At 63.6% G+C, this 22,893-nt stretch carries 17 protein-coding genes and 1 riboswitch; of the genes, 4 read left to right on the forward strand and 13 right to left on the reverse strand.

Annotated elements, in window-relative coordinates; all coding sequences use genetic code 11:
• Positions 1–35: 35 nt before the first annotated feature.
• Positions 36–2,552, reverse strand: coding sequence for an energy-coupling factor transporter ATPase (locus AC1AV0_RS01465; protein WP_476570715.1), 2,517 nt, complete (start codon positions 2,550–2,552; stop codon positions 36–38).
• A complete protein-coding gene (locus AC1AV0_RS01470) occupies positions 2,549–3,145 on the reverse strand; it encodes an ECF transporter S component (RefSeq protein ID WP_476570932.1) in 597 nt (198 codons plus the stop codon). Before AC1AV0_RS01470 ends, AC1AV0_RS01465 begins: the two co-directional genes overlap by 4 nt.
• 29 nt (positions 3,146–3,174) lie before the next feature.
• Positions 3,175–3,327, reverse strand: a riboswitch (FMN riboswitch).
• Positions 3,328–3,637: 310 nt separating this feature from the next.
• On the opposite strand from AC1AV0_RS01470, the gene AC1AV0_RS01475 reads away from it, so the two are divergent.
• Together AC1AV0_RS01475 and AC1AV0_RS01480 are read left to right on the forward strand one after the other, a co-directional pair.
• Positions 3,638–3,943 (forward strand): YhbY family RNA-binding protein, encoded by a 306-nt coding sequence (locus AC1AV0_RS01475; protein WP_476570716.1) that lies wholly within the window; start codon positions 3,638–3,640, stop codon positions 3,941–3,943.
• Between the two features lie 102 nt (positions 3,944–4,045).
• Positions 4,046–4,666 carry a TM2 domain-containing protein gene (locus AC1AV0_RS01480; RefSeq protein ID WP_476570717.1) on the forward strand — a complete coding sequence of 207 codons (621 nt, stop codon included), beginning with the start codon at positions 4,046–4,048 and terminating at the stop codon, positions 4,664–4,666.
• Positions 4,667–4,907: 241 nt separating this feature from the next.
• Here the strand turns inward: AC1AV0_RS01480 and AC1AV0_RS01485 are convergent, their stop codons facing one another.
• The 11 genes from AC1AV0_RS01485 to AC1AV0_RS01535 all read right to left on the reverse strand — a co-directional run bounded on the left by AC1AV0_RS01485 (position 4,908) and on the right by AC1AV0_RS01535 (position 21,130).
• A complete protein-coding gene (locus AC1AV0_RS01485; protein WP_476570718.1) occupies positions 4,908–6,398 on the reverse strand; it encodes an MFS transporter in 1,491 nt (496 codons plus the stop codon).
• A gap of 485 nt (positions 6,399–6,883) precedes the next feature.
• On the reverse strand, positions 6,884–7,906 hold the full coding sequence (gene fruG / locus AC1AV0_RS01490; RefSeq protein WP_476570719.1) for a fructose ABC transporter permease FruG: 1,023 nt from the start codon (positions 7,904–7,906) through the stop codon (positions 6,884–6,886).
• A complete protein-coding gene (gene fruF, locus AC1AV0_RS01495) occupies positions 7,903–8,976 on the reverse strand; it encodes a fructose ABC transporter permease FruF (protein ID WP_476570720.1) in 1,074 nt (357 codons plus the stop codon). Before fruF ends, fruG begins: the two co-directional genes overlap by 4 nt.
• Positions 8,976–10,517, reverse strand: a complete 1,542-nt coding sequence (gene fruK / locus AC1AV0_RS01500; protein WP_476570721.1) for a fructose ABC transporter ATP-binding protein FruK — start codon at positions 10,515–10,517, stop codon at positions 8,976–8,978. The genes fruF and fruK overlap by 1 nt, the downstream gene beginning before the upstream one ends.
• Positions 10,518–10,655: 138 nt before the next feature.
• A complete protein-coding gene (fruE, locus tag AC1AV0_RS01505) occupies positions 10,656–11,648 on the reverse strand; it encodes a fructose ABC transporter ATP-binding protein FruE (RefSeq protein ID WP_476570722.1) in 993 nt (330 codons plus the stop codon).
• 200 nt (positions 11,649–11,848) lie between these two features.
• Positions 11,849–13,579 (reverse strand): LpqB family beta-propeller domain-containing protein, encoded by a 1,731-nt coding sequence (locus AC1AV0_RS01510; protein WP_476570723.1) that lies wholly within the window; start codon positions 13,577–13,579, stop codon positions 11,849–11,851.
• Entirely contained in the window at positions 13,569–15,242 is a 1,674-nt protein-coding gene (gene mtrB / locus AC1AV0_RS01515; RefSeq protein WP_476570724.1) for an MtrAB system histidine kinase MtrB, read from the reverse strand. The genes AC1AV0_RS01510 and mtrB overlap by 11 nt, the downstream gene beginning before the upstream one ends.
• A gap of 18 nt (positions 15,243–15,260) precedes the next feature.
• Positions 15,261–15,998, reverse strand: coding sequence for an MtrAB system response regulator MtrA (mtrA, locus tag AC1AV0_RS01520; RefSeq protein WP_476570934.1), 738 nt, complete (start codon positions 15,996–15,998; stop codon positions 15,261–15,263).
• A gap of 138 nt (positions 15,999–16,136) precedes the next feature.
• On the reverse strand, positions 16,137–17,504 hold the full coding sequence (locus AC1AV0_RS01525; protein WP_476570725.1) for a replication-associated recombination protein A: 1,368 nt from the start codon (positions 17,502–17,504) through the stop codon (positions 16,137–16,139).
• 69 nt (positions 17,505–17,573) lie between these two features.
• Positions 17,574–20,144 carry a DEAD/DEAH box helicase gene (locus tag AC1AV0_RS01530; RefSeq protein ID WP_476570726.1) on the reverse strand — a complete coding sequence of 857 codons (2,571 nt, stop codon included), beginning with the start codon at positions 20,142–20,144 and terminating at the stop codon, positions 17,574–17,576.
• A gap of 41 nt (positions 20,145–20,185) precedes the next feature.
• On the reverse strand, positions 20,186–21,130 hold the full coding sequence (locus AC1AV0_RS01535) for a PPK2 family polyphosphate kinase (protein WP_476570936.1): 945 nt from the start codon (positions 21,128–21,130) through the stop codon (positions 20,186–20,188).
• A gap of 229 nt (positions 21,131–21,359) precedes the next feature.
• Here AC1AV0_RS01535 and AC1AV0_RS01540 point away from each other — a divergent pair, with 229 nt between their 5' ends.
• Positions 21,360–21,800, forward strand: a complete 441-nt coding sequence (locus tag AC1AV0_RS01540; protein WP_476570727.1) for a MarR family winged helix-turn-helix transcriptional regulator — start codon at positions 21,360–21,362, stop codon at positions 21,798–21,800.
• Between the two features lie 162 nt (positions 21,801–21,962).
• A complete protein-coding gene (locus AC1AV0_RS01545; RefSeq protein ID WP_476570728.1) occupies positions 21,963–22,871 on the forward strand; it encodes an alpha/beta hydrolase in 909 nt (302 codons plus the stop codon).
• The last annotated feature ends 22 nt before the right edge of the window (positions 22,872–22,893 follow it).

Below are 22,893 nucleotides of genomic sequence, written 5' to 3' on the forward strand. Positions count from 1 at the left end.
TGACCGATCCCGATTGCGGGCCGAACATGGGCCCGTCACCGCACGGGGAATGCGGGAATCGCCAGCAATGCCGCGATATAGACCACGGCGAGCGCCGCGAACACGATATCGCGGAAGCCGACGCGCATCGCATGCCATTGCGTGCGGCGAATCCCCTCCTCGTAGCAGCGCGCGTCCAAGGCAAGACCGAGGTTACCCGCATGGCGCAGGGTTCCGGCGAACACCGGCACGATGATGGCGACCAGAGCCGCGATCCGCCGCGTCGGCGAGCCGCTTTCGACGTTTCCGCCGCGCGCCGACTGCGCGTCAATGACGGCCATGGTCTCCTGCATCAGCGTGGGAATGAACCGCAGGGCGAGGCTCAGCACCAGCGACAGTTCCTGCGTGTGCACGCCAAGCCGGCGCAATGGGCTCAGCAGCGACGAGAACGCGTCGGTCATCCGCGTGGGGGTGGTGGTTTCCAGAAAAATCGCACCCATGATGATGACCAGCGCGAAACGGCACGCGTACAGCACGGCGATGCCCACGCCGTCGTCGGTAATCACAATCGGACCGAGGTGGGCGATCGGCGTGCCGCTGCGCACGAAGAACACGTTTAGCAGTCCCATGATGACGAACAGGGCAAGGAACGCACGCACCGAGGCGAGCAGTCGCATCGGATGCAGACGTGCCGCGGCGAGCAGTCCGACCGTCATCGTCGCGCACAACACCAGTTGCGCCGGTGTGGTGATGGCGAAGGCGGTGAACATCATTGCCAGGAACGCGACCATCTTCACGCGCGGGTCCACTTGGGCCAGCGGCGCGCGAGACAAGTCCGTGCGTGACTCCCCTTCGCGGGACGACTGCTCACACCCGTCGCCGTCATTCAGCTCACCACTGTCATTCAGCTTGCCACTGTCCGCGAAGGCATCATCCACCGCCAGCAGCGACGCCACCCGCCCGTGCCGCATAACCAGCACGCGGTCGGCGAGTTCGCGCGCCTCGTCCGCATTATGGGTGACGATCAGCACCGTCGCGCCTTGGGCGCGCAGTTCGCGCACCAGCCTGCGGATCGCGGCGCTCGCCCGCTCATCCAGACTGGCGGTCGGCTCGTCGAGCACCAACACGCGCGGGCGGCAGGCGATCACTCCGGCGATCGCGACCAGACGCCGCTGCCCGCCGGAAAGACTGAACGGATCACGTTCGGCGAGATGCTCGATGTCCAGCATCGACAACGCCTGCGTGACGCGCTCGGCGACCTCCTGCTCCGTCAGACCTTGGTTGCGCGGACCGTAGGCCACATCGTCGGCGACCGTTTCGGCGAACAGCTGTCGTTCGGGATGCTGCATCACGTAGCCGACCTGCCGGCGCAGTTCGCGCAAGGCCTTGCGCGGCGCGCGTTTCGACTTGCCGGAGGCGCGCCCAACAGCGACTGGCACTCCCCCGACCGTAATATCGCCGTGGCTTGGAGTCTCCAACGCGCATAGCAGGCGGATCAGCGTGGACTTGCCGGAACCGTTGCGCCCCATAATGGCCAGTACCTCGCCCCGACGCACATCGAACGACACGTCGTCAAGCGTCGGATTCGCGGCACCGGCGAAGGAGAAGGTCACATGGTCCACCACGACGGCGGGTTCGGCGTCGGATTCCGGGCGCGTCTCACCCGCCGATTGGGATGCGGTCGAATTCAGTTCCGCACGCCCGGAGGATTCGGCGAAGTCAATCGCCACCCCGTCATGCCCGCCGACCGACGCATCCATTTCCGCAAAGCCGTGAGGTTCGCCTGTGGGGATATCGCCGACCGTCGACGCAGCTCCCGCTGTATGCGTCCGGCCATCCGTAACGACGCGCCCGCTCTCCAGTCGGATGACGCGGGAGGCACGCGCCGCCTCGTCGGCGTGATGCGTGACGTGCACGATGGTCGTGCCCTGCCCGTGCAGCGTGTCGAGCACCGCGAGCAGTTCCGCCCGCGCTTCGGGGTCGAGCATGGCGGTCGGCTCGTCGAGCACCAGCATGCGCGGGCGCATGGCGAGCATGCCGGCGATGGCGACGCGCTGCTGTTGCCCGCCGCTCATGCGCGTGGGGTCGGCCGCACGCATGTCGCCCAGTTCCACCGCACGCAATGCGTCAGCGATGCGGGTGCCGATGTCGTGTCGCGGCACGGCCAGATTCTCCGGCCCGAAGGCCACATCGTCCTCCACGATAGTGGTGACGATCTGATCCTCAGGATTCTGGAACACCGCGCCGATGCCGCGCCGAGCCATCCGATACTCGTCGGCGTGCGCGCCATGCTCGTCGAACACGCGCCGCCCCAGCAGGGTCACGACGCCGCCGTCGGGCGCACTCAACGCGCACAGCAGACGCGCCAGCGTGGACTTGCCGGAACCGTTCGCTCCGGTCAGGCACACGTATTCGCCAGGGGCGATAAGCAACGACACGTCATCCAACGCCCAGGTCACGCCCGCGTCGTAACTGAAGCGAACGTGTTCCAGACTTGCGATAGCGTGCTCGGTCACACCGGGCGAATCAAGCACGCCGCTGGCCGCGACCCCGTTGGCGGAAGGTGAATTCATGACCGGTCCAGCAGATTCGACACCGGCTTGTAAATCAGGAAGGTCACCACGGCGTGGATGGCGAATTTAATAAGGTTGAACGGCAGCAGAATCGGCACAATCATCGCCGCCACCTGCGCCATGGTCATATGCGCGTAGATCGGCGTGATCAGCATATTGCCCACCAGCGCGGCCGCCAACGCGCACACCGCGCCGACGAGGATGCCCACCAGCGCGCGCGAACGCGTGCGCTTGCCGCGGTAGACCAGAGCGGCCGGCACCGACAGGCACAACGCCACCAGCACCGCCATCAGCGTGCCCCACGGATTCGTGAACACATGCGGCAGGAAGCCCAGCACGCTGACGATCACGGCCGCCGAGGGGCCGAACGCGAAGCCCGCCACCAGGCACACGATGCCGCTGGGATCGTATTTGAGCCACTGCACGCCGGGAATCAAAGGAAATTCAATGAAGCTCGTCACCATCGCCAGCGCCACGAACAGCGCGTACATGGCGATGCGTTTGGTGGACCAGCGCCCCGAATCGGCCACGCCGGTGGAATGCGCATTATGACGCGCGTCCTCATGCGCGATGGATTCGCTGGTGGTGTGCATATGGTTATGCGAAGATACGCTCATTTGAGCCCTCGTTTCTTCCATCCGGACTGTAACCGTTGGCCCCGGAATCTCACCGGATCAGCCGCTTGCGCGGGTCGCGGGCTGCCGTGTTCGTCATTATGGAAGCGAGGAACGCGGGTCACCGCCAGTAAGGAATTGCACCTTCCCTGAAACTTGCCCCTCCAAAGTAAAACCCGCACCCGACAATTCCAACCCCGCACCCTTTCCGTCGCCCTGACCTATCCGTCATGCCGAGCGAAGTCGAGGCATCTCTTCCCGACCATCGCTCTCTCACCATGCCAGACCACTCCCATCACACCCTCACCCTCCGTCATGCCGAGCGAAGCCGAGGCATCCCATCCCACCTGCCGCGCACCACCCGAAACATCTCATTCCGTCCTCCGCTGAGTCCCAAGGATGGGGTGCCGCTAAGCTGAGAAACCAGACATTCCATCAGCCAACGAACACAACAGTCAGGACTTGATTCACATGGCATTGACCAAAAAGCAGACCAAGCAGCTGCGCGCGCTTGCAAACCAGCTCAACCCCGTGTTCCACGTGGGCAAGAACGATCTGACCGACGCGGCCGTAGAGCAGGCCGACGATCTGATCGAACGCCGCGAGCTCATCAAATGCGCCGTGCAGAACGGCTCCGAGCTGACCGCCAAAGAGGCGGCCGCCGAACTCGCCGAGCGGCTCGACGCCGAGGTCGTGCAGACCATCGGCAATCGCTTCGTACTGTTCCGCCGTTCGCACCGCGACGATGTGGAGCACATCCGACTGGTGCGCGAGTAGACGCGCGACTACACCAGTGGCATAAGCGACTTTCCTCGTGAGAGGATGGAGCGTAACGGCCGACGACAGCGTCTCGGCATCATCAAGAAAAGGAGCGAGGCCATGACCGATTACCAGCAGCAGGTCCCCCAACCCGACAACGAGCAGAACGCGGGCTATGGCGCGCAGCAGTCCGGCTACGGTCAGGCCGACTCCTACGCGTCGACGCAGAACTCCTATGCTCCGCAGGGCGGCACCAGCCAACCGCAATACGAGCAGCCGACCCAAGGCTATACGCAGCCGCAGTATGAGCAGCCGCAGGGCTATGACCCGCAGCAGGGATACGCCCAGCAACAGCAACCCTACGGGCAGCAGGCCTACACCCAATACTCAGGCCAACCCTATGGGCAGCAGCCGTACACCCAATACACCGGCCAACCGTATGGCCAGCAGCCGTACGGACAGCCCTACGGCCAGCCGTATATGCCCGTCTATGGCGGCAAGTCGAAGCTGGCCGCCGGTCTGCTCGGCATCTTCCTAGGCTCGTTGGGAGTGCACAACTTCTATCTGGGATACACCGGTAAGGCGGTCGCGCAGTTGCTGCTGACGCTGGTCGGCTGGATCGTCATCGTCGGACCGCTCGTCTCGGGCATCTGGGCGCTGGTCGAGGCGATTCTCATCCTGTGCAGCCAGCCCGGCAGCCCGTGGCACCGCGACGCCAACGGCAGGGAACTCGCCGACTAGTCTTCGAAGAATTCGATTAGGCCCGGTTCATCCGTCAGATTTCTAACGGATGAACCGGGCCTTGTGCGTAAGAGGCTTCCACAACGATTGCGTCAGCGTGGCATACGCGTCACATCATGGCATGCACACCACGCTGCCCCACCGCTAGCCGTGGCATAAACGCCATATCACGGCAGGCATGCCACGCTACGAATCGACTCAGCGTGGCCATGCGCGCCACATCACGGCATCCGTATCACAGTTAGCCGCGGCGCGCCCTGATACGCAACGCGGCTGCCAGGCAGGCCCATCCGGCCACGCAGATGACCACCATCACCGCGAAGGTCCACGTGCCGCCCACCGCGGTGGCGTGCATGAACTCGGCGCTCCCCTCCTCGCCATGCCCGGCCTGGGCCACGGCGAGAATCGTGGAGAACAGCGCGGTGCCGGCCGCGCCGCCGAACTGCAGGCAGGTGTTGAAAATAGCGTTGCCGTCGGGGGCGAACTGGCGCGGGATGGAGCTCAACGCGCTGGTCATCACATTGGGGTTGCCGAGCGCGAAGAAGAAACCGAAGATGAAGTAGAAACCGGCGAGCATCGCCGGAGTCAGCCGCATGGAGAACACCAGCAACAGCACCGGGCCGAGGATGGCAATGCCCAACGGGATGAGAATCGGCCGCACCGCGCCGAAACGGTCGTATAGCCAGCCGCCGAGCGGCGAGCAGAACGCGCCGACCAGCGCGCCGGGCAACACCAGCGAGCCAGCGACGAAGGCGCTGGCTCCCAGCGAGAGCTGCGCCACATTGGTGATCACATAGCCGAATCCGATGGAGACGATCGGCAGAATCGTATAGTCCACCAGATGCAGCAGCACGACGGGGTCGCGCAGAATACCCAGACGCAGCAGCGGCGAGAACGCCTTGCGCGAGCTGAACGCGAACAGCGCGAGCGAGCCCAATCCCACAACGAGACTGACGACGGCGATGATGGCGCTGCGCGTCGCGGAGGTGCCCGCCATGGCGGCGCTTACGGCCACGCCGGCCTGGTTGAGCGCGAGCACCAGTCCGCACAGCGCGAACACGATGCTCAGCAGCTGGATCGGATCGAGATAGGCGGCTTCGGTGGGTGCCTTCTGTTCGATGCATTTGAGTCCGATGACCATGGCGATCAGCATCAGGGGCACGGCGGCCACGAAAATCGCGCGCCACGGCAGCACGCTGGTCACCGCGCCGCCCACGGTCGGTCCGATGGCGGGGGCCACGGTGATCACCAGCGAGCCGACGCCCATGAGTCGGCCGATTTTCGAGCGCGGCGACTGTTCGAGGATGATGTTCATCATCAATGGCGTGGCGATGCCCGAGCCGATGCCTTGGATGACGCGCGCCACGATCAGCATGGGGAACGCGCCGGCGACGATCATGATCAGCGAGCCGACGACGGCCAGCGCGACCGCGGCCAGGAAAATGGCCTTAAGCGGGAAGCGGCGCTTGAGGAACGACGAGACCGGCATCGTGGCGGCCACGGCCAGCAGGTAGATGGTGGTGATCCATTGCACGGTGGCCATGTCCACATCGAACTCGCGCATGAGTTCGGGGAACAGCACGGTCATCACCGTTTCGGTGAGGATGCCGATGAACGCCAGCGATCCCACGGCGACGATCGCGCCGATGAGTTTGAGCGGGATACGCTCCGAAGCGTCGGAGGTTACCGTGGAAGACGTGTTGGTGTCGGTTGTCGGGGTCGATGCGGCCATGCCACTCCTCTATCTCGGACTGCGAATTCAATGGAATGTCAGGTTTGCCAACCGGCGGTAAGGCCCGCCAAACCAAGCCATGAAGTACGAACCGCGTATGGATTCCGCGTCGTTTGGAGCATGGCCAAAGAGGAAGTGTAGCGGCACGCGCCGACCATACCGCCTCTGCTTCGGGCGCGTCGCGCGCGGATTCGACGGGTGGACTCGACCGCACGAACGCACCGCACGTCCGATGCTCCGGGTGATGCTCCGACCAACGCTCCGGACGATGCCGGATGGTGGCGGATGGTGGCGGATGGTGCCAAGCAATGTCAGATGATGCCCAGTAAACGCGCGAGGGCGCGGACCGGACGAACCGGACTGCGCCCTCACTTGCAATGGACAAGGAGAAGAACGTATGTGGAAGGAATGAATCGGATTGCGGCGCACCATCCGTGCCTTTCGCGACTTACATCGCGAAAGGCACGGACCGGGCGGCCTTCCCCCTATTCTTTCTTGTTCACCGCGGTGATCACACGCTGCAGCACCACGAAGACCAGAATCATCAGGCCGACCACAATGCTGGTCCATTCGGCGGGCACGCCGAAGTCGGAGGTCAGCGGGTCGATGGTGGAGCGCACCAGAGCGCCGATCACAGAACCGAGCACGTAGCCGAAGCCGCCGGTGACGATGGTGCCGCCGATGACCACGGAGGCGACCGCGTCAAGCTCCCAGCCGACGCCGACCGTGTTCTTGGCAGAACCGATGTTCGCTGTGTACACGATGGAGGCGAGGGCCGCCAGCGTGGCGGAAGTGAGGTAGATCAGATACTGCGTGCGCTTGACCGGCAGACCCATAAGCTCCGCGGAGGAACGGGAGCCGCCGATGGCGTAGATGGTGCGGCCGGTGCGGGTGTGGTGCAGCAGGATGTAGCCGAACACCACCACAAGAATCGCGATGACGACACCCACGTTGAACGACAGATCGTTGGAGATCTTCGGGTTGTCGATGATCTTGATCTCGTTGCTGATCCAGTCGAAGTTGTTGTCTTCCGGGAAGCTCAGCGAGTCGGTAGAGATGATCGAGGCGAGACCGCGTGCCAGGAACATCGTCGCCAATGTCGCGATGAACGGCTGCATGTTGAATTCCTCGATCAGCGTGCCGGCTATCAGACCGAACACCATGCCGATGGCCAGCATCGCGATCAGCGCGACGAACGAAGGCACGCCCGCATTGGTCATTTTGACGCCGACGACGGCGGTGATGGCCACGATGGCGCCGATCGACAGGTCGATGCCGCCGGTGAGCACCGGCAGGGTCATGGCCACGGCCAGGATGATCAGATAGGCGTGGTCGATGAACAGGGATGAGAAGAAACCGAGTCGGGAGTAGGTGCCGAACAGGGCCTGCCCCATCACGAGCATGAGGATGAAGATCACCACTGCCGCGATCGTCGGGATCATCTGCGTATTGAGACGCCGCTTCGTACCCGCGGACTTCTTGACTTTGGTCGCTGCTGCACCGGTCATGCTGCCACCGCCTTCGCTTCGGCCTTGAGCGCGCGCTTGCGTTTCATTTCGGCGCTCAGGTTATGGATTTTAGGAGCCTGCATCACGCAGATCACGATCACGACGATGGCGAAGAAGGCCGGAGTGGCGGCCGAATCGATGCCGAGGGTGATGATGGTCTTGCGGATCATGGCGATGATGACGGCGCCGAGGGCGCTGCCGAGCAGGGAGAACTTGCCGCCGAGCAGCGAGGTGCCGCCGATGACGACCGCGAGGATCGCGTACATTTCGAGATCCTGGCCGGTTTTGACCACGTCGACGCGCATCACGGACGCGGTGGCGAACAGGCCGGCGACCGCGGCCAGCAGACCGGAGACGGCGTAGACGAGGAAGAGGATCTTCTTCGGCTTGATGCCGGTCATGCGGGAGGCCTCGGCGTTGATGCCGACGGATTCGATCATCATGCCCATGGCGGTTTTGCGGCACAGCAGGCCGACCAGCGCCACGATGACGACGGCGATCACGAAGTTCGCGGGAATGCCGAGGATGAAGCCGTTGGCCATCCACCTGAGCGGCGCGCCGCCAGCGACGGAGCCGGCGTCGGTGTTCTCGCCGGAGGTGATCACCTTGGCCAGACCGCGGCCCGCGAGCATCATGATCAGCGTGGTGATGAAGGGCTGCAGACCGAGCAGGGAGATCAGCGCGCCGTTGAAGCAGCCGACGGCCAGACCGATCACCAGAGCCAGCAGGATGGCCACCCACACGTTCACGCCGTTGACCAGCAGCTGCATGGCGGAGGCACCTGCGACGGCCATCACGGAGCCGACGGAAAGGTCGATGCCCGCGGTGGAGATGACCAAAGTCATACCGGTGGCGATCATCAGATATCGCGCCGATTCCTGCAGCATGACGATCAGCGGGCCGGACAGGCCGCCGGTGTTGGTGTTCCAGCTCAGCGCGAGGAAGTCGTGCTGGAAGATGGTGCAGATGGCGATTAGAAGGAGCAGCGCCACAACCGACCAGGTCAGGTTGGAGCTCAGCAGCTTCTTGACGATCGGATTGCCCGCCTTTTTGGTTGCGTTCTCAGCCATCATGCCTCCTTTCCGGTGTTGACGTTGGTGTTGGCGATGGTCTCGACGATGGTCGCCTGCGAAACGGTTTCGTCATTGTCGAGTTCGGCGATTTTGTTATGGTCCTTAAGCACTTCGATCTCGTCGGACAGGCGCACGACCTCCTCCATCTCCGAGGAGATGAACACGACGCCCATGCCTTGTTCGGCCAGATCGAGCACGGTCTGCTGGATCTCGGCCTTGGCGCCGATGTCGATGCCTCGGGTCGGCTCGTCGAGGATAAGCAGTTCGGGATGGGTGGCCAGCCAGCGCGCGATAAGCACCTTCTGCTGGTTGCCGCCGGACAGGTTCTTGATGAGCTTGTTTGGATCGTTCGGGCGAACGTTCAGCTCCTTCATGTACTTGTCGACGATCTCATCGGCTTCCTTCTTCGGAATCGGCTTGAACATGCCGCGGATGGCCTGCAGGGCGATGAGCATGTTCTCACGCACGGTCAGGTCGCCGATGATGCCCTCGTCGCGTCGGTTCTCGGTGGAGTAGGCGATGTTGTTCTTCAACGCGGTGTAGGGATCGTTGATGGCGACCTTCTTGCCGTTGAGTTCGTAGGTGCCGGTCTCCGGCTTGTCCGCGCCGAAGAGCAGACGGCCCAGCTCGGTGCGGCCCGAGCCCAGCAGGCCGGCGAAGCCGACGACCTGTCCCTTGTGGATGTCCAGATCGGTGGGGTTGATTTTGCCGGTGCGGCCGAGTCCCTTGACGGAGACGATCGGCTGTTCGCCCTGACCAACCTCATGACGGGTCTTCTTGGCGCCGATTTGGCTGAGTTCCTGCGCGCTTTTGCCGATCATCATGCCGATGAGCTCGTTACGCGGGGTGTCCTTGGTCATCACCTCTTCGATGAACTGGCCGTTGCGCAGCACGGTGAGACGGTCGGTGATCTCGTAGATCTGGTCGAGGAAGTGCGAGACGAAGAGGATGGCCACGCCCGAGTCGCGAATCTTGCGCATGATGGCGAAGAGATCCTTCACCTCGTTGGCGTCCAGCGACGAGGTCGGCTCGTCGAGGATCAGCACCTTCGCGTCGACCACCATCGCGCGGGCGATGGCGACGAGCTGCTGCATGGCGATGGAGATGGAGCTCAGCGGCGCATGCGGGTCGAGATGCTCCAAGCCCATCTGGGCGAGGTACTGCTTGGCGGCCGCGTGGGTTTTCTTCCAGTCGATGCCGAAGGGGCCGCGCTTCTCGTGGCCGAGCATCACGTTCTCGCCGATGGAGAGGTTGGTGCACAGGTTCACTTCCTGGTACACGGTGGCGATGCCCGCGTTCTGCGCATCGAGCGTGCCGTTGAAGGTCTGGGGCTTGCCGTCGACCACGATGGATCCGGCATCGATTTTGTACACGCCGGTGAGCGCTTTGATCATCGTCGACTTGCCGGCGCCGTTCTCGCCCATCAGGGCGTGGACCTCGCCCGGGAACAGGCGGAGGTTGACGCCGTCCAAGGCCTTGACGCCCGGGAATTCGATCGTGATGCCTTTCATCACGACGATTGGTTCGTTGCTTGTCATGTCGTTGCCTTTGGGATAAGGATTGTTATCGTTTTGTGATATTTCGGCCGGATATGATTGTGGTGCGCCAGCGGGCGGTTCCGCTGCGCGCACCACGATGTTGCGTTATCGGCCTTCAGGCCCTTTCAGAGCCTGCTATCAGTAGGCACGGGTGCCGGCGTCGAGGGCTTCCTTGGCGGATTCGGCGTCGAAGGTCTTGGAGTCGATCACGATGTCGGCCTCGATCTCGTTGCCATCCAGGTAATCCTTGACGGCGTTGGCGGTCTCCTCGCCGAAGATCGGGTTGTATTCGATCACGAAGGAGAGGTCGCCGTCGACCAGGGCCTGCAGGGCGGCCTTGGTGCCGTCGATGGTGATGATCTTGACCTGGCCCTTCAGACCGGCTTCCTCAACGGCCTGGGCCGCGCCGAGACCCATCTCGTCGTTCTGGGCGAAGATGAACTGCGGATTCTCGGACTTGTGGTTGCTCAGCAGGCCGGCGGTCACGGTCTTGGCCTCATCGGTGGACCAGTTGGCGGACTGGGATTCCAGCACGGTGACGTTGGAGTTGATGGTCTCGTCCCATCCGGCCTGGCGGTCGTTCACCACGGACAGGCCGGCGGGACCTTCCAGGATGAAGCCGGTGGCGCCGTCGGGGAAGTTCTCGTTGACGAAGTTGGCGGCCTGCTCGCCGGCCCACTCGTTGGACGGTCCGATGTGGGAGACGATGGCGGACTTGGCGTCCTCATCCTCCACGGAGACGTTGCGGTCGACGGTGAAGACCGGAATCTCAGCCTCCTTGGCCTTCTTCAGGCACTCGTCCCAACCCTTGTCCTCGGTGGCGGAGAGCACGATGGCGTCGACTTCGTCATTGATGAACTTGTTGAACGCTTGGATCTGCTTCTGCTGGTCGTTGTTCGACGTCGGGGAATAGGTCAATTCGAAACCGGCGTCCTCGAACGCGGCTTTCAGATCGTTCTCATTGGCGGTACGGAAGCCGCCCTCAGGACCGACGGCCACGAAGCCGATGGTCTTCTTGCCGGAATCGCCGCCGTCGCCCGAATCACCGGCGTTGGCGGAACCGCAGGCTGCAAAGCTCACTAGGGTTGCGGCGGAAGCCACGATGGCAAGGGCCTTCTTCCAATTCTTCATGAGTTACTCCTCCTCGAGTGTGGTTGCCAGGGGACCGTTCCCCTGCGACGACTGCGTGTCATCGATAACACCGATTATGGTTTGGCCGCCCCTGCCGTTCAATCCACAGCGATAACGAATCGATAACAGCTTGATAACGAATTGATAACAGCCCACGACGCTTGATAACAGCCTGTACCCCACGGTCTCGCCGCTCCATCTCACTGCGCGGCAAGCGCGGTGACCTGCGAGTCGACGATGGACCAGGAGCCGTCAAGGGAACCGCTGACCGCACGCACGATGCCCCGTTCGTCGAGCACGGCGAGGCGACGGTATTGGGAGATCTGCCCGGCGGCAAGCGACGTCACCGTGGCCGAGGGCAGTTTCTGCGCCTCTTCGGGTCCCGGCCCAAGCTGGCGGAAGGCGAGCTGGTTATCCGCGTCGTCGGTGGCGTACACCACGGTCGTGTCGTTGTAGAACGTCAGCATCGCCACCCCGGACTGCATGGAGATCGGCGTATAGCCATCGCCGATGGTCATCACCGCGCCGCCCTCGCCCCGCACCACGCCGGACATCGCCACCTGCGTCCCGTCTTCGCCGACGCGCAGCACCAGAGCCATACGTGCACCTTCGGGAGACACCGCCACCGCCGTTATCCGCATATCCCCCAGCCAGGGCACGGGAACCATCGTGGAAGCACCATCCCGGGAGACCATCAGCGAGCGCCCGTCCTCACCGACCGCCCATATCTCGCCGTCGTATCCGCCGACGATGGACGAGATGCGACTCCCCGCGAACATTTCGCCGCATGAGGTGCCGTCGGCGCGCAGGCATTCGACGATGCCGTCGGCGCGCAGCACCGCCCCGCCGTCGCCGTCGTAGACGAATCCTTTGGCATCGTCGAATCCGTCGGTCTGCCCCACGCGCACGGGACTGGACGAATCCAAGGAGACGATGATGCCGGAGCTCAGCGAATACACCGACGAGGACGGTTGCGCCACGGTCAGTTCCATATCGGCGTCATCGGATGAATAGCGCCCTGCGCCATCGTCGGTGAACACCTCCACATCGTAGCCTTCATCGCCTTCGCCGAGGGTGAGCAAAATCTGGCGCACCAGCACGCTTTTGCCGCGCTCGTCCAAATCATCGAACCCGTCGCTCAGGCGCACGCGGGCCACGCCGTCCTCCACGGGAACCGAATCGGCGGCGAGTTCCACATTGTGCGTGTTCGCCGACGTCACCGCCGCGCCCAACCATGACGCGCCGCCGGCGAGCAGCTCGACCACCGCCCGAACGCGCCAGTTGCGCCAGCTCAACCACCGCACATCCGGCACCAGCACGTCGCCGGACGCGCCGACCTGATACAGCGACACCTGGCGGAACACCTGCCCGAAATCGGATTCGGAGATCATCACCCCGTTCGGAGGATCGTCGATGCGCCACTGGTCATCCTCCTTGGCCAACGTGAAGCTCACCACATCGGAGGCGTCGCCGTCGGCCGGCACGTACACGCCATGCGCGTCAAGCGTGCCGACGACGTCCATGGTGGTTTCGATCACCAGACTGCTGGCGCCCCCGGCCGCGGATTCCATGGTGTTCGCGCGCCGCACGAACGTCGGGACTCCGGAATACACGATCGCGGTGCCGTCGCCCTGCCAACTTTCGGCGGCGTCGAGCGAGAGGAACTCACGGGCCACCTGAAAACCGTCGTTCTGCACGCCGGCTGGCATCGCGTCGAAGAATCCCTCCACGATATCTTCGGGTTGCGCGTCGTCCATCGGCCCTTCCGGCTCGGTGAACACGCGGTGGCTTTCCTGCACGGCCGGTGCCATCGTCTGCACGTCGCCGTGGGTCGGCAGGCCCAGCGGGCTGGAGCATGCGCACAACAGGCCGCACACCAGCGGTATGGCGAGCGCCACCCGCGCCGCGCGCGCGATACGTCTATTCGTCATGGTCGTCCCCTCTCACCCGGTAGTCGGACATGCGGTTGTCCGCCAAGCCGAAACCGCCCTCGATGCGCATCCGTCTGGGATCGTCGACGAAACGCACCGGCAGGTCGCCATCGGCCACGGCACCGCCGTCCGGGTCGCGCGGCAGCACGACGAGGAACCACGTGCCCTCGTCCATTTCGGAACGCACGCGGATATCGCCCTGATGCAGCCTCACGTCGGCCATCGCGATCGAAAGCCCCAAGCCCGATCCGCCTGTGGTGCGGGCCCGGGCGGGGTCGGCGCGCCAGAATCGGTCGAACACATGCTCCAACTGCTCCGCGCTCATGCCGACGCCATGGTCGCGCACGCTGATCACCGCCGCCTTGCGGTTCGCCGCCAGCCTCACCTCGACGGGATTGTCCATGGCGAAGTCGACGGCGTTGGACAGCAGATTGCGGATGATGCGGATCACGCGGCGGCCGTCGACGCGCGCCAGCACCTGCACATGCGGCACGTCCACATGGATCGGAACCCGTTTGGCCGCGGCGATGCCGGACACCTGATCCACTGCGTTTTCGATAAGCTCGCGCACGTCGGTCTCCACCAGGTCGAGCGCCGCGTACCCGGCGTCGTAGCGCGAGATCTCCAGAAGATCGGCGAGCATGTCCTGGAAGCGCCCAATCTGCCCGGACAGCAGCTCCACCGTGCGTTTGGTGGTGGGATCGTACTCGTCTCTGCGTGATTCCAGCAGGTCGGAGGCCATGCGCATGGTGGTCACCGGCGTGCGCAGCTCGTGGCTCACATCCGAGACGAACCGACGCTGCCCGGCGCCGGCCTCCTCCAATTCGTCGATTTTCTGGGTGATCGTGTCGGCCATCGCATTGAAGGAGCGCTGCAGCGTGCCGATTTCGTCGTTGCGGTTCTCCGCCACGCGCGCGTTCAGATCGCCGGAGGCCAGCGTTTCGGCGGCCACGGCGACATACTCGACCGGGCGGATGATGCCGCGCATCACCCACCACACCAGCAGACCCATCATCACACTCAGCAGCACGCAGACGATCAGCAGATTGCGTTGGATCTGCGTCAGCGACTTCTGCTCGCTTTCGTAGGAGTAGAGGGCATACACCTCGAGATTGCCCACATTGCCGAACTGCAGCGTGGTGCCCAGCACCGCCCCCGGATAGGTGGTCGTGCCTTGGTCGAATTCCACCGGCTGGTACAGCACGTTGCCTTCGGTGTCGTTGGTGACTCCGGAACGCATCTCGTCGGAGACCAGCGCCGTATACGTGGGTTCGGTGGAGACCGGAATGATGGCGTTGCTGGACGTGCTTCGGCTCCACATGTACACGCCGATGAGGTTCGACGCGCCTTCGCTTTGCATCGTGGAGGCCACGTCGTTCACCAGCCGCTGGTATTGCGCGTTCGGCGAGACGTCCGCGGAGTTGAGGCTATCCTGGGCGCGCAGAATCTGGTTGGTGAAGTCGTTGCGCGACTGGGTGGAGACCTGGTTGAGCAACGAGTTGCGGGCCGAAACCATCGAGACGGCCGAGAACACGACGGCCACCACCAACGCGACCAGAACCACCACGGCCACGGTGCGCGCCTGCAGCGACCGGCGCACTTCGGCCCGTCCGCGACGCAGCAGATTGCGCAAACGGAAACGACGTGGAGCCCGCGGCGTCATCGTTCACCCCTCCGGCCGCTACACCGGCATGGCCGGCTGGACGAACTTGTAGCCGATGCCGCGCACGGTTTGCACGATCTTGGGATTCTCGGGGTCGTCCTCCACCTTGGCCCGCAGACGCTGCACATGCACGTTCACCAGCCGGGTGTCTCCCGAATTCTCATATCCCCAAACCTTTTTGAGCAGGCTGGAACGGCTGATCGCCTCGCCGGCGTTGACGGCAAGCACGAACAGCAGCTCGAATTCCATAGGAGTCAATTGCAGGTCCTCGCCGTTTTTGACGGCGGTGTGGGTCAGCCGGTCGATGGTGATGGCACCGCGTTCGATATGCTGCGTATCCGACGCGCCATCACCCTCGCCTATGACGGCCGGGCGCGCGATGCGGAACCGCGTGCGGATACGAGCCAGCAGTTCGGCCACTTTGAACGGTTTGGCCACGTAATCGTCGGCACCGGCCTCCAAGCCGACCACCACATCGGTGGTGTCGGATTTGGCGGTCAGCATGATGATGGGCACGTTCGAGGTCTGCCTGACGCGCCGCGCCACCTCGGTGCCGTCGAGTCCCGGCAGCATCACATCCAGCAGGATGAGATCCGGCTGCACGATGGGGAACATCTCCGTGGCGCGCAGACCGTCCAGACAGACGACGGTGCGGTAGCCCTCGTTCTCCAGCACAATGGACAGCATCTCCCCCAACGCCTGATCATCGTCGACGATCAGAATCGTCCGCGTCTCACCGTTCTCGTCCTGCGCCATCACGTCCCCTTCGATGTTCCTGTGCGTCACGTTCTCGCCTTACGCGGGTGTTCCCCGTGGCCCACACGATATTGTACGGCACCATCGCTCCCCCGCACTGCCCAAGAGGGGAGCACAGCCCGGACTTCCGTCTCTCGGCTATTGCGCTTGGCGCAGGATGGCGCGGATCTTCTCCAGACGCGGGCCCACCTCGTGCTCGTAGCCGCGATCGTTGGGATGGTAGTATTCGCGGCCGCGCAATTCGTCCGGCATGTACTGCTGGGGGGCCACGGCACCGGGCGCGTCATGCGCGTACTGGTATCCCTCGTGGTTGCCCCACTGCTTCATCAGCGCGGTGGGCGCGTTGCGCAGGTGCAGCGGCACTTGGCCGATACGCCCGGCGTCCACGTCGGCGAGCGCCTCGTTGATGGCCATATAGCTGGCGTTGGACTTCGGTGCGGTGGCCACGGCGATGGTCGCCTCGGCGAGGATGATGCGCGCCTCGGGCATGCCGATCAGCGCCACGGCCTGCGCGGCGGCCACAGTGACCTGCAGGATCTGCGGGGCGGCCATGCCCACCTCCTCGGCCGCGGCGATCATGATACGACGGGCGATGAAACGCGGGTCCTCCCCCGCCCGGATCATGCGGGCGAGATAGTGGATGGCCGCGTCAGGGTCGGAGCCGCGCATGGATTTGATGAACGCGGAGATCACGTCGTAATGGTCGTCGCCGTCCTTGTCATAGCGCACGGTGGCCGTGTCCATCACGGTGCCGACGATCTCGGGGGTGATGATGGGGCGGCGAGCGCCCTTCTTGCGCGCCTCGTCATGAGTCACGGCCCCCGCTGCGGCCTCGAGGATGGTCAGGCTTTTGCGCGCGTCGCCACCGGCCATGCGCACGATTTCGTCGATGGCCTCGTCGCTGGCTTTGACCTCGCCTTTAAGCCCCTTCTCGGATTCCAGGGCGCGTCTGACGAGTTCGGTCAGCTGGTCGGGCTCCAGCGATTCGAGTTTGACCACCACGGAGCGGCTGAGCAGCGGCTTGATCACGGAGAAGCTCGGGTTTTCGGTGGTCGCGCCGATGAAGGTCACATCGCGGTTCTCCACCGCCGGAAGCAGCGCGTCCTGCTGTGATTTGGAGAAACGGTGCACCTCGTCGATGAACAGCACGGTCTCCTCGCCCCGACTCACCAGCCGGTCGTGCGCGCGCTGCAGCACGTCGCGCACGTCCTTCACACCGCTGGTCACCGCGGACAGTTCCTCGAACACACGACCGGATTGGCGCGCCACAATGGTGGCGAGCGTGGTTTTGCCCACGCCGGGAGGTCCGAACATGATGATGGAGCTCGGCGCGGTCAGCGATCCTTTGGATGCCGGATTCGCGAGCCTGCGCAATGGGGATCCCTCCCCCAGCACATGGCGCTGCCCGACCACCTCGTCCACGGTGGTCGGGCGCATGCGCACCGCCAGCGGCCGCGTCATATCCTCGGGAGCGTCCGTCGCCCCAAACAAATCCTGATCGCTCATACGCACCACTGTACCCCACGTCGAACACTTGTTCGACTCATAGGCGTGGCATATGGCACGGCAGAGAGGCTATGCGGCGGCCACCGAATAGTCGACGAACACGACCTCGCCGCTTTCCTGGGTGGCGTCGAGATCCACCACGCCGACGATGGCCCAATCATGGTCGCCGTCGGAGTCGTCGATGATTTGCCGCACCTTCCAGGTGTGCTCATCTCGCTCGTGCGAATCGTCGAGCACGAACAGGTCGGCGGAGCGTGCGGCCGCATCGACGCCGACGTATTCGTGCGCGTCGTAGTAGTCGTCGAGCGCGTCCTCCCATTCGTGCACGCCGTAGCCCCAGTCCTTGTCGAGAGCGCCCAGCTCTTCGGGACGGTCGAGGTCCATCAGCTGCACGCGGCGGAACAGGGCGTTGCGCACCAGCACGGTGAGTCCTCGGCGGTCCTCGATCACCTCGTCGCGCCGGCCCGGAGCGGCGAGCGCGGCGGCGGCCTCGCTGGCGTCGGCCGAGCCCGCGTTCTCCCATTCGTCCACCAGACTGGAGTCGATGGAGCGCACAAGCACGCGCAACCAGGCGATGATGTCGCTCAGCTGTTCATCGCGCTTGTCGACGGGCACGGTGCGGGCGAGCGAGCGGTAGGCGTCGGACAAATACCGCAGCAGCGTGCCTTCGGAGCGGGCGATGTTGTAGCGGCCGATGTATCCGGTGAAGTCGGAGGCGGTTTCCACCATGTCTCGAATCACCGATTTGGGGCTGAGCCAGTAGTCGTTGGCCCAGGGCACGTCGCGACGGTATTGGGTGAAGGCCGCGTCGAGCATGTCTTCCAAGGGTTTGGGATAGGTGATGTCCTGCAGGCGGTCCATGCGCTCGTCGTAGTCGAGCCCGTCGGCCTTCATGTCGGCCATGGCTTTGTCGCGGGCGGCACGTTCCTGGGCGCGCAGCACCTGCTTGGGGTCTTCGAGGGTGGCCTCCACCATGGAGATCACGTCGAGCGCGTAGGTGGGGCTCGCCGGGTCGAGCAGTTCCAGCGCGGCCAGCAGGAAGGGGCTCAATGGCTGGTCGAGCGCGAAGTCGTCGGGCACGTCGACGGTGAGGAAGTAGTCTTTGCCGCCGTCGTCACGGTCTTCGGTTTCGATTACGTCGGTGTCGAACAATGTCTGGAAGATCTCGTCGGCGCGCTGGTGCAGCCGCTCCTTCTGGTCCGGGCTTTGCGCGGAGTCGTCGATAAGCCGGTCCACACGTCGCCGCGCGTCGCCTCCCTGCGTGACTTCGTTGAGCACCATGGCGTGGGTGATCTTCATGTGCGGCACGAGGGTTTCGGGGTCCGCGTCGATGAGCTTGTCGAAGGTGTTCTCATTCCACGTCACGAAACCTTCGGGTGCTTTCTTGCGTTTGATTTTCTTGAGTTTCTTCGGGTCGCCGCCGGCTTTGGCCACGGCTTTCTGGTTTTCGATCTCGAATTCGGGGGCTTCGGCGATCACCAGTCCTTCGGTGTCGAAGCCCATGCGTCCGGCACGGCCTGCGATCTGGTGGAATTCGCGGGCGCGCAGACGGCGCATTTTGGATCCGTCGAATTTGGTCAGCGCGGTCAGCACCACGGAGTGGATGGGCACGTTGATGCCCACGCCGAGCGTGTCGGTGCCGCAGATCACCGGCAGCAGGCCCTGCTGGGCGAGCTGTTCGACCAAGCGTCGGTATCGCGGCAGCATGCCAGCGTGGTGGATGCCCACGCCGGTGCGCAGCAGCCGCTGCAGGATTTTGCCGAAGGCCGTGGTGAATTTCGTGCCTTTGATGGCTTCGGCGATTGCCGAACGCTGCTCCTTGCTGCTCACACCGGTGGAGGCGAGCGCCTGCGCGGTTTCCAGCGCCGCGTCCTGCGAGAAATGCACCACGTAAATCGGGGTGGATCCTTCGTTGAAGGCGAGTTCGACCGTGCGTTCCAGCGGGTCGAGCGTGTATTCGTAGGTCAATGGTACGGGGCGGGGCGCGTCGGCGATCACGTCCACATCCGTGTCGGTCATGGATTCAAGTTTGTCGGCGATGGAGTCGACGTTGCCGAGCGTGGCGCTCATAAGCAGGAACTGCGTGCGCGGCAGGGTGAGCAGCGGCACCTGCCAGGCCCAGCCACGTTCGGGATCGCCGTAGTAGTGGAATTCATCCATGGCCACGCAGCCCACGTCGGCGCGGCGGCCCTCGCGCAGGGCCTGGTTGGCGAGGATTTCGGCGGTGCAGCAGATGATCGGCGCGTCCGCGTTGATATGCGTGTCTCCGGTGATCATGCCCACCAGGTCACGGCCGAACACCTCCACCAAATCGAAGAACTTCTCGCTGACCAACGCTTTGATGGGCGCGGTGTAATAAGAGCGGCGACCGGTGCATAGGGCGGCGAAATGCATGCCGAGCGCCACGAGGGATTTGCCCGAGCCGGTGGGCGTGTTGAGGATCACGTGGTCGCCGGCGAGCAAATCCATAATCGCCTCTTCCTGATGAGGCCATGGTTCGATGCCTTTGGTCTCGACCACCCAGTCGAAGAAACGCTCGTAGATGTCGTCGGCGGCGAGGTTGCGCGCGCCGTCGTCGTACCAGTCCGGCGCCAGCGCACCCAATGAGCCGTACCGATTGCTTCCCTGTTCGTCTGTCATGATTCGCAGTCTACAAGGCGGCGAATACCGCGGGCTCGCCGTTATGCGAGACGGCGGCGCATCTCATCACGATCGCAGTCGAGCGGCGGCCATGTGAGGTTCATGTTTTTGATGGTGGTGCGCAGCAGTTCCGAGACCACGGCCCGCGAATACCATCGGTTGTCGGCGGGCACCAGATACCAGGGCGCTTCCGGAGTGCTGGTGCGCTCGAACACCTCCTGCCAGGCGTCCATATAGTCATCCCAATGCTCACGCGCGTCAAGATCGGAGGCATCGAATTTCCAATGTTTCGTCGGATCATCGAGCCGTCCGAGAAAATGCCGTTTCTGCTCCTCGCGGCTCACGACGAGGAAGATCTTCATAATCGCGCAGCCATCGGCCTGCAGCGCCCGCTCGAACTCAACCACCTGTTCGTATCGCGCTCGCCAGGCCTCTTCGGGAAGCGTGCCCCACACGCGGGGCATCACGATGTCTTCATAATGCGAACGGTCGAACACGGCGATCCATCCGGGCTTGGGCAGTTCGCGCTCCACACGCCACAGGAAATCATGCGTCAGCTCCTCGTCGCTCGGCGCGCCGAAGCCATGGTAGTGGATGCCCATCGGATTGCCCTGCCGGAACACATGCTTGACGATGCCGCCCTTGCCCGAAGCGTCCATGCCCTGCAGCACGATCAGCACGCGCCTGTTCGAGCGGCGCGTGCCGTTCGCATACAGCAGCCGCTGGTAGCGTGAGATCTCGCTGGAACTGATTTCGATAAAGCGCTCGGCATCGTCCTTGTCTCCGTCGAAACCGGGGGTCGAGTCTGCCTCGACCGCGGTAAGCCGCGTGCCCTGATGAAACATCAGCAACTGCGCCGGCGGGAGGGACCACACCGAGCTGAGCAGTTCGGAGGATTTGGCCGCCAACGCCAGCCGCTCGGCCACCGTGGTCCCCTTATCGATGCGCGCTATCCCCCGCCGCGCGTCATCCAAGGTTCGATCCACGGCAACGCCCTTGCCGCGCCCGCCACGCGCGTTCTCCCCCACGGCAACCTCCTTGTTCGATGATTCACATCCTATACCCCGACGACTTGCGACACTATGCCTTCCGCCGGCGGGCTAGACAGCGGCGACACATCGCAACGGCCGCGGTTCCTCTGACATGTCGACCGACATGACTACATTGATCCAATAATAGACGGTACTGATTGCAGACCTACTGGCGGGATGACATATGCAGCAAACAACACAGGCGCAGATCGCGCGATATTGCGCGTATCTGCACGAATGGAACGCGGCCTACGAGGAATACGCCAAGTCGGTCGGGCTCTCCCATACCGCGCTCACCATCCTCAGCGAACTTCACGCGGCGGAACATCGCACGCAGAAAGAATTGGCTGAACTATGCTTCCTGCCGAAGCAGACGGTGAACGCGGTGATCACCACCTTCCGGAAAAAGGGATGGGTGAGGCTTGAGGAGATGCCGCAGGATCGCCGCAACAAAACCATCGCCTTCACACCGGAGGGCAAAACCGCAGCGGACGAAATCCTGTCGCGCGTGCGCGAAAGCGAACGCAAGGCGATGGAAGGGCTGACAGACGACCAGCAGGAGGCGCTGATCGAGCTGACCAAAACCTACATCACCCAGTGCATCACCGCCATGAGCAACGCCTAGCCAACAAATCTCCCCATCTCGCGCAGATATGCGCCGACCTGGGCAACAGGCCGCTGCCACCAACGGCATCCGCCCCACCCGTCTCGCGCAGATGTGCACCAATCATTGTTCCCAATAGTCCATTTTTGGACGATACAAAATCCATACCACAAGGAGGAATCCATGAAAACATCCGTCACCTTCACCAGCCACGGTCTCAACATCGCGGGAGTGCTCTACATTCCCGACGATTTCGACGGCCGCACGCTCTCCGGAGTCGTCGTCTGCCATCCGGCGGGCGGCGTCAAAGAGCAGACCGCGGGACGATACGCCGAGGAACTCTCCAAACGAGGCTTCGCGACGCTGACATTCGACGCGGCGCGGCAAGGCGAGAGCGAAGGCGAACCCCGAGGATTGGAGGACCCGTTCCAACGCGCCGAAGACATCCGCTCCGCAGTGTCGTATCTGTCGACGCGCAGCTACGTGGACGAGAACCGCATCGGCATTCTGGGTGTGTGCGCGGGCGGCAGCTACGTCTCGTACACGGCGCAGACGGACCGCCGGATGAAGGCGGTGGCCACCGTCAGCGCCGTGGACCCGGCGGGCGAACTTCTGCAGGATCCGGATATGCGCGACTTCCTGCTCAATCAGGCCGGACTGCTGCGAAATCTGGAGATGAGTGGCGAAGGCGCGTTCCTCACCCATGTCAATCCGGGAACGAGGGCCGAAGCCGAAGCGTATCCGGAACGCAGCATGTTCCGCGAATGCTACGACTACTACGTGGAAGGTCCGGGCAAGCACCCCAATTCCACCGGATGGGGACTGTTGCAATACGATATGCTGGCGCATTTCCAGCCGTTCGAGCATATGGATTGGATCGCCCCGCGCCCTCTGCTGATGATTGTGGGCACCGAGGCGGACACGCGACACTTCTCCGAGGATGCCGTCAGGACTGTCGGTCCCACGGCGGAACTGTTCGACATCGAGGGAGCTTCGCATATGGACCTGTATTACAAGGACCGGTTCGTCGAGCAGGCGGTGGAGAAACTCACCGAGTTCTTCGACGGGCATCTCAACCGCATCAGCCACTAAAAAACCAAAGCAAGGAGAGCCA

Source organism: Bifidobacterium sp. LH_558 (assembly GCF_056356295.1).